The organism is Microcoleus sp. PH2017_34_RAT_O_A (assembly GCF_020737885.1).
GTDB lineage: Bacteria > Cyanobacteriota > Cyanobacteriia > Cyanobacteriales > Microcoleaceae > Microcoleus.
Window position 1 is genome coordinate 1 of sequence record NZ_JAEQDD010000033.1, and the last position, 12,970, is coordinate 12,970.

Sequence of the window (12,970 nt, forward strand, 5' to 3'; positions counted from 1 at the left end):
ATAATTGCCATTCAATCAGAAGCGAGATCCCCAATGGCTCCTACACAAGTAGTTACTTTTGTCAAATTTCTTGTTAAGAAAGATGTTTATAAAGCATAGGATCGAAGGGGGACTTTGATCGGAATCTTGTCCCCCCCTTAGTAGGGGCGGTGGATGGTGCGGGCCCGCCCTCGGCTAGGGTGATCGGATTCTATGCAACCTCATAAAAAATTGCTATAAGCCATTAATAGTTAACCAAATTGGGTTAACTATTAACACTAAGTGTAATTGGGTTAGTCGAATCAGTTCATTCGGACTGTCAAGGCATCTCGTGCTTGTTCTCGATCGTCAAAATGGACTTTTTCGGTGCCCAAAATCTGATAATCTTCGTGTCCTTTGCCTGCAATCAGCACGCCATCTCCGGGTTTAGCGTCCATAATAGCAGTGCGAATGGCTGCGGCGCGATCGCACATCACGACGGGTTTTACGTCAGCGGGAATGCCTGCGAGCACATCTTCCAAAATGCGATCGGGATTTTCGGTGCGCGGATTGTCGGAGGTAACAACGGCTATATCGGCCAACTCTGCCACGATTTTACCCATGATCGGGCGTTTCGTGCGATCGCGATCGCCACCGCAACCAAACACACAAATCATTTGACCGGGAATAAACGGCCGCGAAGCCTTCAACAAGTTCTCCAAACTATCTGGAGTGTGCGCGTAATCGACAATTACACTAATATCTTGATCGGAACTAATTTGCACCCGTTCCATCCGTCCCGGCACTCCCGAAAACAAAGCTAATTTCTCCACAATTGCGGACAAATCTAAACCCAATTCTAAAACCGCACCGACAGCAGCCAGCATATTGGATAAATTGAACTGACCGACTAAAGGCAAAACAAAAGCAGTTTCGCCCTTGGGAGTGTGCAGCATTCCCTTAACTCCATTGGGCTGATACTGCAAATCAAAAGCATACAAATCAGCAGTTTTGTCCGTAGTGCTGTAACTCCATACTTGCTCGGATTTGAGGCTTTCAACAATCCGCCGTCCGTAGGAGTCGTCAATATTAATTACAGCGCGATTTTTGAGATAATTTTGACTAAACAAAAGCGATTTTGCCTCAAAATAATCCTCCATATCGCGGTGATAATCGAGATGATCTTGAGTCAAGTTGGTAAACACAGCAACTTCAAAAGTACAGCCCAAGACTCGCTGCTGTGCTAAAGCATGGGAACTGACTTCCATCACCCCGTGTTTGCATCCAGCGGTGACAGCTTCTGCTAGCTGTTTTTGCAAGTCGATCGCAAAAGGTGTAGTGTAAAGAGCAGTTTGTTGGAAACCAGGCCAGCGAGTGTAAAGCGTGCCGAAAATTGCTGTCGGCAACTGCATTTGATTGAGCAAAAATTCGATTAAATGAGTTGTTGTAGTTTTGCCGTTAGTCCCAGTAACGCCGACAAGTTTTAATTTGCTAGCAGGATTGCCGTAAAATGTGGTGGCTATTTGACCGCAAATTTGAGCCATGTCGGTTGCCACAATCACGCAGGTATCCCCGTCTTGGGGGGATGTTTTCTCGGCGGCTTGAGTGGAAATTATGGCCGCAATTGCACCGCTGGCGATCGCGCTTTGCCAAAAATCTCCGCCGTCTACCCGTGTCCCCGGCATTCCCAAAAACAAATCCCCCGCCTGACAAGCATGGGAATTAGTAGATAAACCCTTGACTTCGGCATCGAGAGCTCGATGTTGGGTGTCAAAGGAAATGCCGGGAAGTGTTGCTAATAATTCTCTCAATTTCATCTGAAAAACTCCTCACTTGGATGTTTTGAATATGACTTGCGCCAGAAATTGTTCGATCCGCTATCTACAAGCCTTTTCGGTGTAAAATCGGCACTCTCCGGGCCAAGAGTGCGGACTCGGCACCCAAAGGGCTTGATTTTTTGCGTTAAATCATATTATTCTGATTGATCGATTTGCAAATATTTCTGTAACATTTGCTCCAATTGTTGAACTGTACAGCGGGGAGAAGGACGAGGTAATTGTTCTTCTGGGGAAAATGCAGCGTCGCCACCAGAATTTTTGCGTTGGGACTCCACTTTAAACAAAACTGGCACTTCGTACTGGTAAGCTTGAAACCAGTCATCACGTTCGGTAATGTCTCGTACTTCCAATTGAAACTTGAGGCTTTCAATCTGTTCGAGTTTTTCTTGCAACCCTTCGCACAAGTGGCATCCGGGTTTGCTGTACAAAATCAATCGCATCATCAGAGTACAATTAGACTTGATATTAAATTCTCGAAAGTGTGAAAAGTGCGATCCTCTTCGAGGGCTTCGCTAACGGAAGTTGGCGAACCAGACTTCGCAAAAAGCAAGCCCCGGCATGATTGACCTCAACGCACGATCGAGGCTATCTTAGCATTGGTGGCGAACCGATTACTACAATTTGCCATCTCAATGCAAATGCCAGCCGATCGAACCCTACACTTTTTCTGTAAAAAATGCAAATTACGCCGGAAATATCTTGCCGAATTAAATTATTGCGTCTGCCTCTCATCATTGGGATTGTTACTATTCACTCGTCCATCAATTCTGTGGGATATGCTGACAAATTTTTCCAGACGTTGATTGCGGGGACTTGGGGCGGTTCTTGCGTGGCTTTTCTGTTCATGCTTTCAGGCTTCCTGTTTTTCAGGAATTTTAATTTATCGCTGAATTCTTACAAGGAAAAGCTCCAATCTCGGTTTTGGACTCTCCTGGTTCCCTATTTGTTTTGGAACTTGGCTTTATTGACACTGGTGTTAATTGTGATCAACGTACCGGCAACGAGTGGAATTATCCAAGGGCATTACAAAAAATATATTGGAGACTACAGTTTTGCCAACTTTATAGATTGTTTAACTGGATATAAAAGCCTTTATCCGATCGCATTTCATTTCTGGTACGTCCGGGATTTGATGGCGATGGTGATTCTATCTCCGGTATTTTTGCTGATCGCTAGAAAGATACCTTATCTAGGTATAGCTTTGTTTGCCGCGCCTTGGTTGCTGGATTTTCAAATTGGTTTTAGCATCCAGTGGTTGGGGCCGTTGTTCTTTTATTTGGGATGTCTGATTGCTGTTCAAAAATTGGATCTAACTTGGCTCGACCGACGAAAAAGTGCGATTATCGGTATATACTTAGGCATGGCTCTTGTGCTGACAATTACGCAAACAGCCGACATTAAAACTTTCCAGCACCAGTTAGAATGCTGCACGAGAGTAATGGGTACGGCGGCGATTTGGTGCGCTTCAGATTTGGTGTCGGGAAAGCTAGAAAAAGCCTGTTTTAATTTTTCTGGTTTGGCATTTTTTGTTTATGCTATTCACGAACCGATGGTAACAGTTTTTAAGGAAGTTTTTAACAAGTTGTCAAAGCCTTCCAGTTCGATAACTGTGATTGTATACTATTTATTGACAATCATTCTAGCAACTTTAGTGACGCTGGCGGTGGGGAGTTTTTTACAAAGGTATACGCCTAAGTTCTTTCAAACGATCACAGGTGCAAGAGGATAATCAGATGACAGTTGACAGTTGATAGTTGACAGTTGATAGTTGATAGTTGATAGTTGACAGCGACCTCTCCCTTGTGGGGAGAAATGATATCAAATCCGGTACCATCGGAATTATTCAGATCTCTATTCTCTCCCTCTGTGTCCTCTGTGTTCTCTGCGGTTAAATCATTCCCATGCAACCGGAAACAATATGAATAGTCTGATTTTAATTTCTCCCTACAAGGGTTCCGGCTTTCAACCAATTCTTTCTGGTAAATGCTGGTTTGGGTTTTCCTTGACTAATGAATCAAGCTTCAGTATAGTATTACAAGTAGCCCAACAAAAAAGGAGGCTGTATGGAGTGGATGGAATACGCAGAAGCTAAGCGAAAATCAGCCAAAAAAATTAGCGCCGATATTCGAGAACGCTGGAACAATCGCATTGTCACGCGGGGATTGCACTTGATGGGTGAAGCGGGGGCGGTGCAGTATTTAGCTGATTACGGGCGCGGCATTGGTACGGCAAAAGTTATTAGTTTTGCACTGTGTGCGGAGTCGGAAGGATACCCGGAAATGGCGATCGGCTTTTGGAAAAGAGCGTTTGAATTGGAAACCGGAGAAAAGCCGACTAAAAACACTCCAAACAAGTCTACCACCAATGCTGCTCCTGCTGCAAAATCAAAGGTTGCGGCCAAAGTTGAGACTGTCAATAATCCGATTGTCCCCGAATTACCTCCGCACTTGCAGCCGGGAAGGATTGTGACGATGCAGCCGGTTGACGCGCCCAGCGAACGTTCTTATTACATCGAAAATCCCGACTATTGGGGACAGCCAAAACGCGACGGCAATCGAGTGGTGGTCGTGGCGACGCCAGATAAAGTATACTACCAATCGCGATCGACAAACCTGCGACAACAAGCGTCAATTGCGATCGATCGCACTTTAATCGACACAGCAGCTAAAATTGGCATCTTTGTCTTAGACGGCGAACTGTATTACAAAAGCTATACGGGCAGCGAACATCGCACGGGCGCCCAAGCTGCTACAGTTAATATTGAAAGCGGTTTTCCGACAACCCAGCCAACGGCAGTTTATGCCATTTTTAAAGCTTTGTTTTCCCACGGTAAAGACTTGACTGGGTTGGCGGAATCCGAACGAATAGCCGCCGGAGTTGCAGTTGGCGAAATCTTGGCAAGTTTATCTACGGAATTTGAAATTGTACCGACATCTCGCACCGCAGGCGAAAAACTTTTACTGGCGCAGCAGCAGGAAGCTGAAAACAGAGAAGGTGAAGTTTGGGTTTTACACAACTGTCTCTATGTCGGCGGCAAAGATGTTAAGAAATTTCCGATGGTGAGGACTAAATACTGTCAGGAATATGACTTATTTATTGTCGGGTTGACTCGGACAAAAGTAGCGGGGCGGCCGTTTAGTGCGATCGAAGTTGCACAAGAAATCAATGGCAAGTTAGTACCGATCGGAACAGTGGGAACGGGCTTTAGCAGCGGGGAAATGCTAGAAATTGCCCGACTGTACGAGGCGAACCCTCGCGGAGTCAAAATCAAAGTGCGATCGCAGGGATTGACAGAAAGTGGCAAACTGTGGCACGCCCGATTCCTGGAAATTTGTTAAAATAGCACGGCGGTTGAAACCGCGTCTATACAAACGATGTCTGCCTCCGCAGACTCAAGAAAATAACATAATTTTGCCGTCCGGTATTCAGCCATGTCCTAGCCGGATCTATGAATTTCAACGGGTGCATCTGGTTTTAGCAAATATGTTTGTAGGGGCGAAGCATGACCGCAATCAATATGGGATGATAACTAATAACTTATATGCGGTCATGCTTCGCCCTCTTCAAAAGTGAAATGCACCCATTTCAACAAATATTATCGCACAAAATCAGCCGGGATAAATCAATGGTAATCAGCAAAAACAATTTCTACATTTCACCAGAAGAATACCTAGAAGGCGAACGAGTAAGTCCGATCAAACACGAATACAGACGCGGACACGTTTATGCAATGACGGGGGCAAAAAACCCTCACACTATTATTGCTAGCAATCTAATTCGCCTATTGGGAAATCATCTTCTGAATACGCCATGCTTAGTTCTTACCTCTGATGTCAAAGTCAGACTGGAAGAGGCGAATTGCTATTATTATCCTGACGTGGCGGTAACTTGCGACGAAAGAGATACAAGTTCAACTGAAGACTCCATTCTCTATCCATCTCTAATTATTGAGGTGCTATCTCCTTCAACTGCATCTTTTGACAGGGGCGATAAATTTGCCGATTACCAAACTACATCGAGTTTGCAAGAATACGTACTCATCACTCAATCGGAAATCCAAGTTGAATGTTTTCGACTCAATGGTGAGGGAAATTGGGTTTCTCAGATTTACCGACAAGGAGATGAGTTAGAATTAACAAGTATAAATTTTCGCTGCCCGATCGCCCAAATTTATCAAAAAGTTCCAGGTATTATATGATGAAAGATACAACCAGGTTCGTAATGAGGACTTTAGTCCTTCTCCAGAATCCAAAGAAGGACTGAAGTCCTCACTACAAACCTAAACTACGAACCTAAATTAAGCCCTCACGTTGAAAAGTATAGATTTTCGCCGATCGCCCAAATTTATCAAAAAGTTCCAGGTATTATATGATCGAAGATGAAAGAATTTTTTCAGCCACGAAATCCTTTGGTTCGTACCTTCGCACAAACATTGAGACGCTGCTGTCCCGAGGCGCTTAACTTGTTAAATTCCGGTGCCATCGAAACAGAAATCGACTTATTTAAAAAACGTTACCAACAATCGCTTCCCGAAACATTTTATGATTTTTATCGCTGGTATAACGGTTCGGCTTACGAGAGTTCAGAAAATCAGTGGCTGTTGCCTTTTGAACACGGCAGGAGTATTTTATCTTTGGCATCAATTGCCAATGAGAAAAAATTTTGGGACGCCCAGAGTCAAGTTAATTTTCAAGAATGGCAGCCCGGAGAATATTGGAACAAAGCATGGATTCCGTTTATGAAAGTAGATAATTTGTGGCTGCGGGTTGTGGATACACAGGGCTGTTTCGGCGGGATTCCGGGACAAATTATCAGTTTCGAGTGCAAAGGCGAACCTTTCAGAAGTATTGAATGCGATTCCTTTGATAAGTGGCTGGAAACTGCGATCGCCAAAATTGAGTTAGAATGTTTGTTTGCAGAGTTTCACGAAATCGGCTTTGAGGAAGAAAAGGCAGTATTTGCGATCGAGAAACGCATCAATCCCCACCGGCGCAGCGTCGAATTAGTACCGCGTTGAGGCAGGGCTACGGAAACGGCATTGCCCATTGGTGTCAACTTAAGGTTAAACGTAGTGCCGGTCTTCTGTCTAGCGATCAAGGCCCAGATCCCCCCTAACCCCCCTTAGGAAGGGGGGGACAAGAAGCGCTCAAAGTCCCCCTTCTTAAGGGGGATTTAGGGGGATCTGGCCTCGGCTATAAACAAGAGATACAACGGTTTTCAGGCTGGTTGTTTACACCAATGGACATTGCCGTTTCCCTAAAGATATTCACGTATAATAACTTACAAAGAAAACAATGATTAAAATTTTACACCTTTCAGACATTCACATGGGCAGCGGCTTTTCCCACGGCCGCGTCAATCCAGAAACCGGGTTAAATACGCGGCTGGAAGACTTCGCGGCGACGCTAAGTAAATGTATGGATAGAGCAATTTCTGAACCCGTAGATTTAGTTATATTCGGCGGGGATGCTTTCCCGGATTCAACGCCGCCACCGTTTGTTAAAGAGGCTTTTGCGAGCCAATTCAGCCGCTTGGTAGAGGCGCAAATTCCGACGGTTTTGCTAGTAGGAAATCACGACCAACATTCGCAAGGACAGGGCGGCGCGAGTTTGGGAATTTATCGGACTTTGGGAATACCTAAGTTTATTGTAGGCGATCGCCTGGAAACTCACCTCATACACACCCGCAGTGGCGCCGTACAGGTGGTGACGCTGCCTTGGTTGACGCGATCGACCTTAATGACGCGATCGGAGACTGAAAGCCTATCTGTAGGCGATGTTAACCAATTATTAACCGAAAAACTGACGATCGCCCTAGAAGGAGAAATCCGCCGCCTCAATCCCGAAATACCAACCGTACTATTAGCGCACTTAATGGCAGATAAAGCAAGCCTGGGTGCAGAGCGTTTTTTAGCAGTCGGTAAAGGATTCAACATACCCGTTGCCATGCTAACACGCCCTTGTTTTGACTACGTAGCCCTCGGTCACGTCCACAAACACCAAAATCTCAATGCCAACAACAATCCGCCCGTAATTTATCCCGGAAGCATCGAACGAGTTGACTTTAGCGAAGAAAAAGAAGACAAAGGCTTTGTGTTGATTAATTTGGAAAGGGGGAAAGCTGAGTGGGAATTTTGCACTTTGCCGGTGCGGGTGTTTCAGACGATTAAGGTGAACGTATCTGAATCGGAGAGTCCGCAAGCCGACTTGGTGAAAGCCATTGGGAAGAAGGAAATCCAAGATGCTGTCGTGAGATTGATCTACCAATTGCGATCGGAACAATTAGACTTAATTGATAACGCCGAATTGCACGCACTTCTCGGCGCAGCCCACAGCTACACAATTCAGCCGGAATTAGTCAGTCAGCTAGCAAGGCCGAGGTTGCCGGAACTAAATGCTAATAATAGTATAGAACCTTTAGATGCTTTGAAAACTTATTTAGCAAGTCGCGAAGATTTGAAAGATCTTACTGAGAGTATGCTAGATGCCGCGCGGGATTTGTTGGGAGTTGAAGAAGAAGTTTTAGTCGAATTTTAGTAAGTTATATCAATTCTCAGAAAGATGAGGTACGTTGTTGGGCTTCAGCCCTCTTAGTCTAAGCGGTTATAATAAGCCGTCAGTCATCTTTTTAAGAAAGGCTATATATCAATGCCGGCTGTACCGTCAGGTGATTTAACCGCAGAGAACGCAGAGAACACAGAGGAAGAGAAGAGAGAGATGAATAATTCCGATACTAACGGATTTGATATAACTAGAGGAAAAAATGAGAATCCATAAGATTTCTGTCACCAAAATTTTTGGAGTTTTTAACCATGCGGTTTCGCTCAATATGGAAGATAGAATCACGATTATTCATAGTCCGAATGGATTTGGCAAAACAGCATTATTTAGGCTCATTAATGGATTTTTCAATTCACGTTACTCAGAACTTCGGACTATTCCATTTACAGAGTTCCGGTTAGACTTTGATGATGGTAGTTGTCTACAAATAACTAAGTCTATCGATGCACCTGAACATGAAAAAGATAAAAATTTAATGTTTTACTTTGCTAAGCCTGGTGCAGCAAAAGAGATATTCTCACCGAATTTAGCAATGGACTCAATAGATTTCTCAGCGGGAATTAATGTGTCTTCGGATATCACAGATGATGCACTACAGTCATCAGGTGACATAGAAATACCAACTCAATTTTCAGAATTGGAATTAGAACGTATTCTCGTTTTTGAAGCTAGACAGTTAATATCAAGGTTAGCAAAGAGCGTTAAGCAAGAACCAAAATGGTTATCAGAACTAAGAAGTTCTATCGACATTCATTTTATAGAAACTCAGCGCTTGTTAACTACCTCAAATGTTCCTGAAGCAACGGTATACACGAAACACCATTCAATGATTCCCTCAGTTGATATCTATTCTCAGGAACTCGCAGAAGATATCCAAGCAAAGCTGACTGAATATGGTGCATTGTCTCAATCTCTAGAAAGAACGTTTCCTGCAAGAATTTTCAATAACAAAGCACCCTCATATCTAACAGAGGAAACGCTGCGTAACCAATTAAATGAAATCGAGGAAAAGCGTTCTCGTCTCAGAGAAATTGGTCTTTTGGATAACGACGAGAATCCTGATTTTCAAGTAAAACAAAATATTGATGGAGTCACAAAAAACATTCTGTCAGTTTATGTTGAAGATGTAGAACAAAAACTCATGGTTTTTAAGGAACTCGCTACTAAAATAGAACTCTTCAAAGGGATTATCAAACAGCGATTTCTCTATAAAAATATGAGCATCAGTAGAGAGAAAGGTTTTACCTTTACAACGGCGGATGGTAAACCTCTGTCGCCGACAGACTTATCTTTCGGAGAACAGCATGAATTGGTGATGCTTTACCAGTTGTTATTCAAGGTGAAACCTAACTCTCTGGTTCTGATTGATGAACCAGAAATTTCGCTGCACGTAGCGTGGGAAGTCGAGTTTCTCAAAGATTTGCAAGCAATTATTAATCTGGCAAACTTTGACGTGTTGTTAGCTACTCACTCTCCAAGCATTATAGACGATCGATGGGATTTGACAGTGGGGTTAAAAGGGCCAGTTGAATGAGAGAATACATTACCCCTAACTTCATTGCTAACCAAATCCGCCTGCTGCGAGATCGAGTTCAATATACTGAACATTCTTTTCTAATCGCTGAAGGAGACACAGATTCGCGGGTATGGAAGAATTTGGTAGACTCCACAAAGTGTCGTGTAGAAAATGCCTATAATAAAGATAAAGCTGTGCAAGTGCTAAATATCCTTGAACAAGTTAACTTTGCTGGCGTTTTGGCTGTTGTTGATGCTGATTTTGATATACTAGAAGGAAGTGTTCCACTCAGTCCGAACTTGCTGTTCACAGATACTCACGATTTGGAAACTATGCTGCTGAAGTCGCCAGCACTTGAAAAGGTGCTTTTGGAACACGGCTCGGAAGACAAAATAAAGAGTTTTGGTAAAGATATTCGCCAGACTTTACTCGAAAGTGCCAAAGTTATTGGTTATTTACGATGGGCTTCGCTGAAGTTTGATTATTGTTTAAAGTTTGAAGATTTAGCTTTTAAGAAATTTGTGGACGATCGCACATTAATATTAAATCAATCGGAGTTGATTAAAACTGTGAAGAACAACTCTCAAAAGCTGGGACTTGATGAACCAGAAATTATAGCCAAGATGGATAGCTTAAGAACAAATACTCAAGATATGTGGTATATTTGTTGCGGTCACGATATGATTTGTATTTTATCGATCGCACTTTGCAAAGCCCTAGGCACGTGCAACTCCAAGCAAGTTGAGCCAGATGTACTAGAAAAAGACCTCAGACTTGCTTACGAGTCTTCTCATTTCCGGCTGACACAACTCTACACAGCTATTCAAGACTGGGAAAAAACCAATCAACCTTTCCAGGTACTTTCTAATCCGTAACTTCAACCCTCCCAAAAACCTCACCCGCCGCCAACCGAGTACCATTGGCAAAATCCACGCCAGACTGAACTTTTTTACCAGCCAACTGCACCTCCCGCAATAATAGCAAACCATCGCCAGTTTGGACGATCGCCCCAAAGCCCTTCACAACCTTCACAACCTCCCCATTTGCGCCCGACAACCGATCCAAAAGGGGCCATTCCCGTTCCAAAACCCTCAACTCCGGCGGTAATTGCAGCCAATATTCCGGCCCCACCGGCACAGTTGCGATTACTTTCAGGGAATTACCGCGAAAAGTCGTAGTGCAATCCGGGAAAAAACCCCTAACTTGATTGTGAAGCGCGATCGCACTTTTCGACCAATCCAGCACAAAATCAGCCGCCTTAATCATCGGCGCATAAGTCGCCTCATCATCATGCTGAACAACCGGTTCAACTTCCCCATCCCTCAATTTTATCAAAGTTTCCACCAATAAATCCGCTCCAAGTTCCGCCAACCTGTCGCCCAAAGAATCAGCATTATCCAACAGCGTAATTCCCGCAAAAGCCTTCAAAAGCATCGCCCCAGTATCCATACCAGCATCCATCAGCATAGTAGTAATTCCAGTAGCCTTTTCCCCATTAAAAAGACACCGCTGAATCGGCGCCGCCCCGCGATACTTCGGCAAAATTGAACCGTGAACATTAACGCAAGCCAAACTAGGAATATCCAGAATTTCTTGAGAAAGAATCTGGCCGTAAGCCACCACCACAAACACATCAGCCTCCGCTTCCCGCAACTTAGCAAGCGTTTCCGCATCCTTCTTAATTCGGCGCGGCTGCAAAACCGGAAGACTGTGATTTAAAGCCACATCTTTTACAGGTGAAGGCATCAATTTATTCCCCCTTCCCCGGCGCTTATCCGGCTGAGTCACCACACCCACAACCTCAAATTCTGGATGACTCAGCAAACTGGATAAAGTAGCAACAGCAAATTCAGGAGTGCCAAAAAAAACAATTTTCATCGATTTTTAGTTAGTTTTTATAATAATAACAAAATTACGCCATCAACTCATCCAACACCACGCTAAAACCGGACAACACAAGCTGAGTCTTCGCCACCTCACCAGGCTTAAATAAAACTGTCGCACCTTGAGTAATTACTAACACCCAACTACTCTTCGGAAATAGCAGCCAAACTTCCAAACAACCAGACTCTAAATACTCCTGTGCTTTTGCAAAAACATCATCAGCAAAATCGTTAGGCGAAACAATCTCAGCTAGCAGCGGAAAACTCTGCGGCAAAACTGAAAACTCTCCAACTTGCGCCAACAGTTCAGGAGTAATATAAGATACATCTGGTATTCGCCCTTTTTTCAGAGTTTGACAAGTGACTTCCACATAAACCTCGCCCCCTTGCCCGCTTGAGATCATGTAACTTCTCCAGTAATAATCTAGCTTTGATTGAATGCGACGAGTCTTTGCAGTCATTCCCGGTTTCCCTACTACTTCTCCATTCACAAATTCTACAGGATGTTTGACTATCACTTTACCGTCTGCCCACTCCGTCCCGTCAGGAGGATTTTGCATCCATTCTTCCAAAGTTAAATCTAACTGTTCTACACTAAAACTTGTCATCTGATTCACCAATTTTACTGCTAGTATCGATTTTATCATATCTGCCAAAACATGAAAAAATCCTTGAATATGCGGCAGCTAGCCAGTCGCAGCTTGTTGGCAGATACCGCACAACCACAGTTGACAGTTGACAGTTGACAGTTGACAGTTGACCTAGAACGAAGAGGATTGGAGTAATGAATAGTCTGATTTTAATTTCTCCCGCTCCGGCGGGCGGGCTTTCAACCAATTCTTTCTGGTAATATATTCATAACGAACAAGTCAGCCAATGGCTATTAACCGAATTCTCGCATTCGCGCGCGTCGAAATGCCTGACTTGGCAAAAGATCGATCGCACCTGACAGCAATTTCTTGCGATCGGATGTGCCCGCAAGATACACTATATCCTTTGTCAGAAAGATGAGGTACTCATGGGCATAGGTCATAGGGCATGGGGCATAGGGCATACCTGACTTTTTTGAGAACCGCTATAGGAGGCAAATTTTTGACAATTTTGTTTCAAAATACCTCCGAATTAGAGACAAATCAACTTCGGAAAAATTCTGAGATTCAACCAGTTTCACCCACCTCTAACCACCTGCGCTTGCTAAAAAATCTTCTTCCCTCT

The 12,970-nt window shown here is 43.9% G+C and carries 12 protein-coding genes; 8 read left to right on the forward strand and 4 right to left on the reverse strand.

Annotated features, from left to right (window positions below):
• Positions 1 to 281: 281 nt before the first annotated feature.
• Both JGK11_RS13255 and JGK11_RS13260 read right to left on the reverse strand, forming a co-directional pair.
• The gene (locus JGK11_RS13255) at positions 282 to 1,775 is read right to left on the reverse strand and encodes a UDP-N-acetylmuramoyl-L-alanyl-D-glutamate--2,6-diaminopimelate ligase (protein WP_293198895.1); all 1,494 of its coding nucleotides are present in this window, start codon (positions 1,773 to 1,775) and stop codon (positions 282 to 284) included.
• Between the two features lie 155 nt (positions 1,776 to 1,930).
• Entirely contained in the window at positions 1,931 to 2,236 is a 306-nt protein-coding gene (locus JGK11_RS13260; protein WP_293186689.1) for a glutaredoxin family protein, read from the reverse strand.
• A gap of 236 nt (positions 2,237 to 2,472) precedes the next feature.
• On the opposite strand from JGK11_RS13260, the gene JGK11_RS13265 reads away from it, so the two are divergent.
• The 7 genes from JGK11_RS13265 to JGK11_RS13295 all read left to right on the forward strand — a co-directional run bounded on the left by JGK11_RS13265 (position 2,473) and on the right by JGK11_RS13295 (position 10,747).
• On the forward strand, positions 2,473 to 3,525 hold the full coding sequence (locus tag JGK11_RS13265) for an acyltransferase (RefSeq protein WP_293211991.1): 1,053 nt from the start codon (positions 2,473 to 2,475) through the stop codon (positions 3,523 to 3,525).
• Positions 3,526 to 3,859: 334 nt separating this feature from the next.
• Entirely contained in the window at positions 3,860 to 5,134 is a 1,275-nt protein-coding gene (locus JGK11_RS13270) for an ATP-dependent DNA ligase (protein ID WP_293211993.1), read from the forward strand.
• 287 nt (positions 5,135 to 5,421) lie between these two features.
• Positions 5,422 to 5,994, forward strand: a complete 573-nt coding sequence (locus JGK11_RS13275; RefSeq protein ID WP_293186679.1) for a Uma2 family endonuclease — start codon at positions 5,422 to 5,424, stop codon at positions 5,992 to 5,994.
• A gap of 180 nt (positions 5,995 to 6,174) precedes the next feature.
• Positions 6,175 to 6,813, forward strand: coding sequence for an SMI1/KNR4 family protein (locus JGK11_RS13280; protein WP_293211995.1), 639 nt, complete (start codon positions 6,175 to 6,177; stop codon positions 6,811 to 6,813).
• Positions 6,814 to 7,090: 277 nt separating this feature from the next.
• Complete coding sequence (gene sbcD, locus JGK11_RS13285) at positions 7,091 to 8,332, forward strand: exonuclease subunit SbcD (RefSeq protein WP_293211997.1); 1,242 nt, start codon at positions 7,091 to 7,093, stop codon at positions 8,330 to 8,332.
• Between the two features lie 226 nt (positions 8,333 to 8,558).
• Positions 8,559 to 9,890, forward strand: coding sequence for an AAA family ATPase (locus JGK11_RS13290; protein ID WP_293211999.1), 1,332 nt, complete (start codon positions 8,559 to 8,561; stop codon positions 9,888 to 9,890).
• Complete coding sequence (locus tag JGK11_RS13295) at positions 9,887 to 10,747, forward strand: DUF4435 domain-containing protein (protein WP_293212001.1); 861 nt, start codon at positions 9,887 to 9,889, stop codon at positions 10,745 to 10,747. Before JGK11_RS13290 ends, JGK11_RS13295 begins: the two co-directional genes overlap by 4 nt.
• Here the strand turns inward: JGK11_RS13295 and fmt are convergent.
• Together fmt and JGK11_RS13305 are read right to left on the reverse strand one after the other, a co-directional pair.
• On the reverse strand, positions 10,737 to 11,750 hold the full coding sequence (fmt, locus tag JGK11_RS13300; RefSeq protein WP_293212003.1) for a methionyl-tRNA formyltransferase: 1,014 nt from the start codon (positions 11,748 to 11,750) through the stop codon (positions 10,737 to 10,739). The genes JGK11_RS13295 and fmt overlap by 11 nt on opposite strands.
• A gap of 34 nt (positions 11,751 to 11,784) precedes the next feature.
• The gene (locus JGK11_RS13305) at positions 11,785 to 12,402 is read right to left on the reverse strand and encodes a Uma2 family endonuclease (protein WP_366039540.1); all 618 of its coding nucleotides are present in this window, start codon (positions 12,400 to 12,402) and stop codon (positions 11,785 to 11,787) included.
• Between the two features lie 229 nt (positions 12,403 to 12,631).
• On the opposite strand from JGK11_RS13305, the gene JGK11_RS13310 reads away from it, so the two are divergent.
• The gene (locus tag JGK11_RS13310) at positions 12,632 to 12,766 is read left to right on the forward strand and encodes a hypothetical protein (protein WP_293184189.1); all 135 of its coding nucleotides are present in this window, start codon (positions 12,632 to 12,634) and stop codon (positions 12,764 to 12,766) included.
• Positions 12,767 to 12,970: the final 204 nt, after the last annotated feature.

Coding starts and splice junctions, on each gene's coding strand:
- JGK11_RS13255 (WP_293198895.1), bottom strand. CDS start 1,775: ATGAAATTGAGAGAATTATTAGCAACACTTCCCGGCATTTCCTTTGAC.
- JGK11_RS13260 (WP_293186689.1), bottom strand. CDS start 2,236: ATGCGATTGATTTTGTACAGCAAACCCGGATGCCACTTGTGCGAAGGG.
- JGK11_RS13265 (WP_293211991.1), top strand. CDS start 2,473: ATGCAAATTACGCCGGAAATATCTTGCCGAATTAAATTATTGCGTCTG.
- JGK11_RS13270 (WP_293211993.1), top strand. CDS start 3,860: ATGGAGTGGATGGAATACGCAGAAGCTAAGCGAAAATCAGCCAAAAAA.
- JGK11_RS13275 (WP_293186679.1), top strand. CDS start 5,422: ATGGTAATCAGCAAAAACAATTTCTACATTTCACCAGAAGAATACCTA.
- JGK11_RS13280 (WP_293211995.1), top strand. CDS start 6,175: ATGAAAGAATTTTTTCAGCCACGAAATCCTTTGGTTCGTACCTTCGCA.
- sbcD (WP_293211997.1), top strand. CDS start 7,091: ATGATTAAAATTTTACACCTTTCAGACATTCACATGGGCAGCGGCTTT.
- JGK11_RS13290 (WP_293211999.1), top strand. CDS start 8,559: ATGAGAATCCATAAGATTTCTGTCACCAAAATTTTTGGAGTTTTTAAC.
- JGK11_RS13295 (WP_293212001.1), top strand. CDS start 9,887: ATGAGAGAATACATTACCCCTAACTTCATTGCTAACCAAATCCGCCTG.
- fmt (WP_293212003.1), bottom strand. CDS start 11,750: ATGAAAATTGTTTTTTTTGGCACTCCTGAATTTGCTGTTGCTACTTTA.
- JGK11_RS13305 (WP_366039540.1), bottom strand. CDS start 12,402: ATGATAAAATCGATACTAGCAGTAAAATTGGTGAATCAGATGACAAGT.
- JGK11_RS13310 (WP_293184189.1), top strand. CDS start 12,632: ATGGCTATTAACCGAATTCTCGCATTCGCGCGCGTCGAAATGCCTGAC.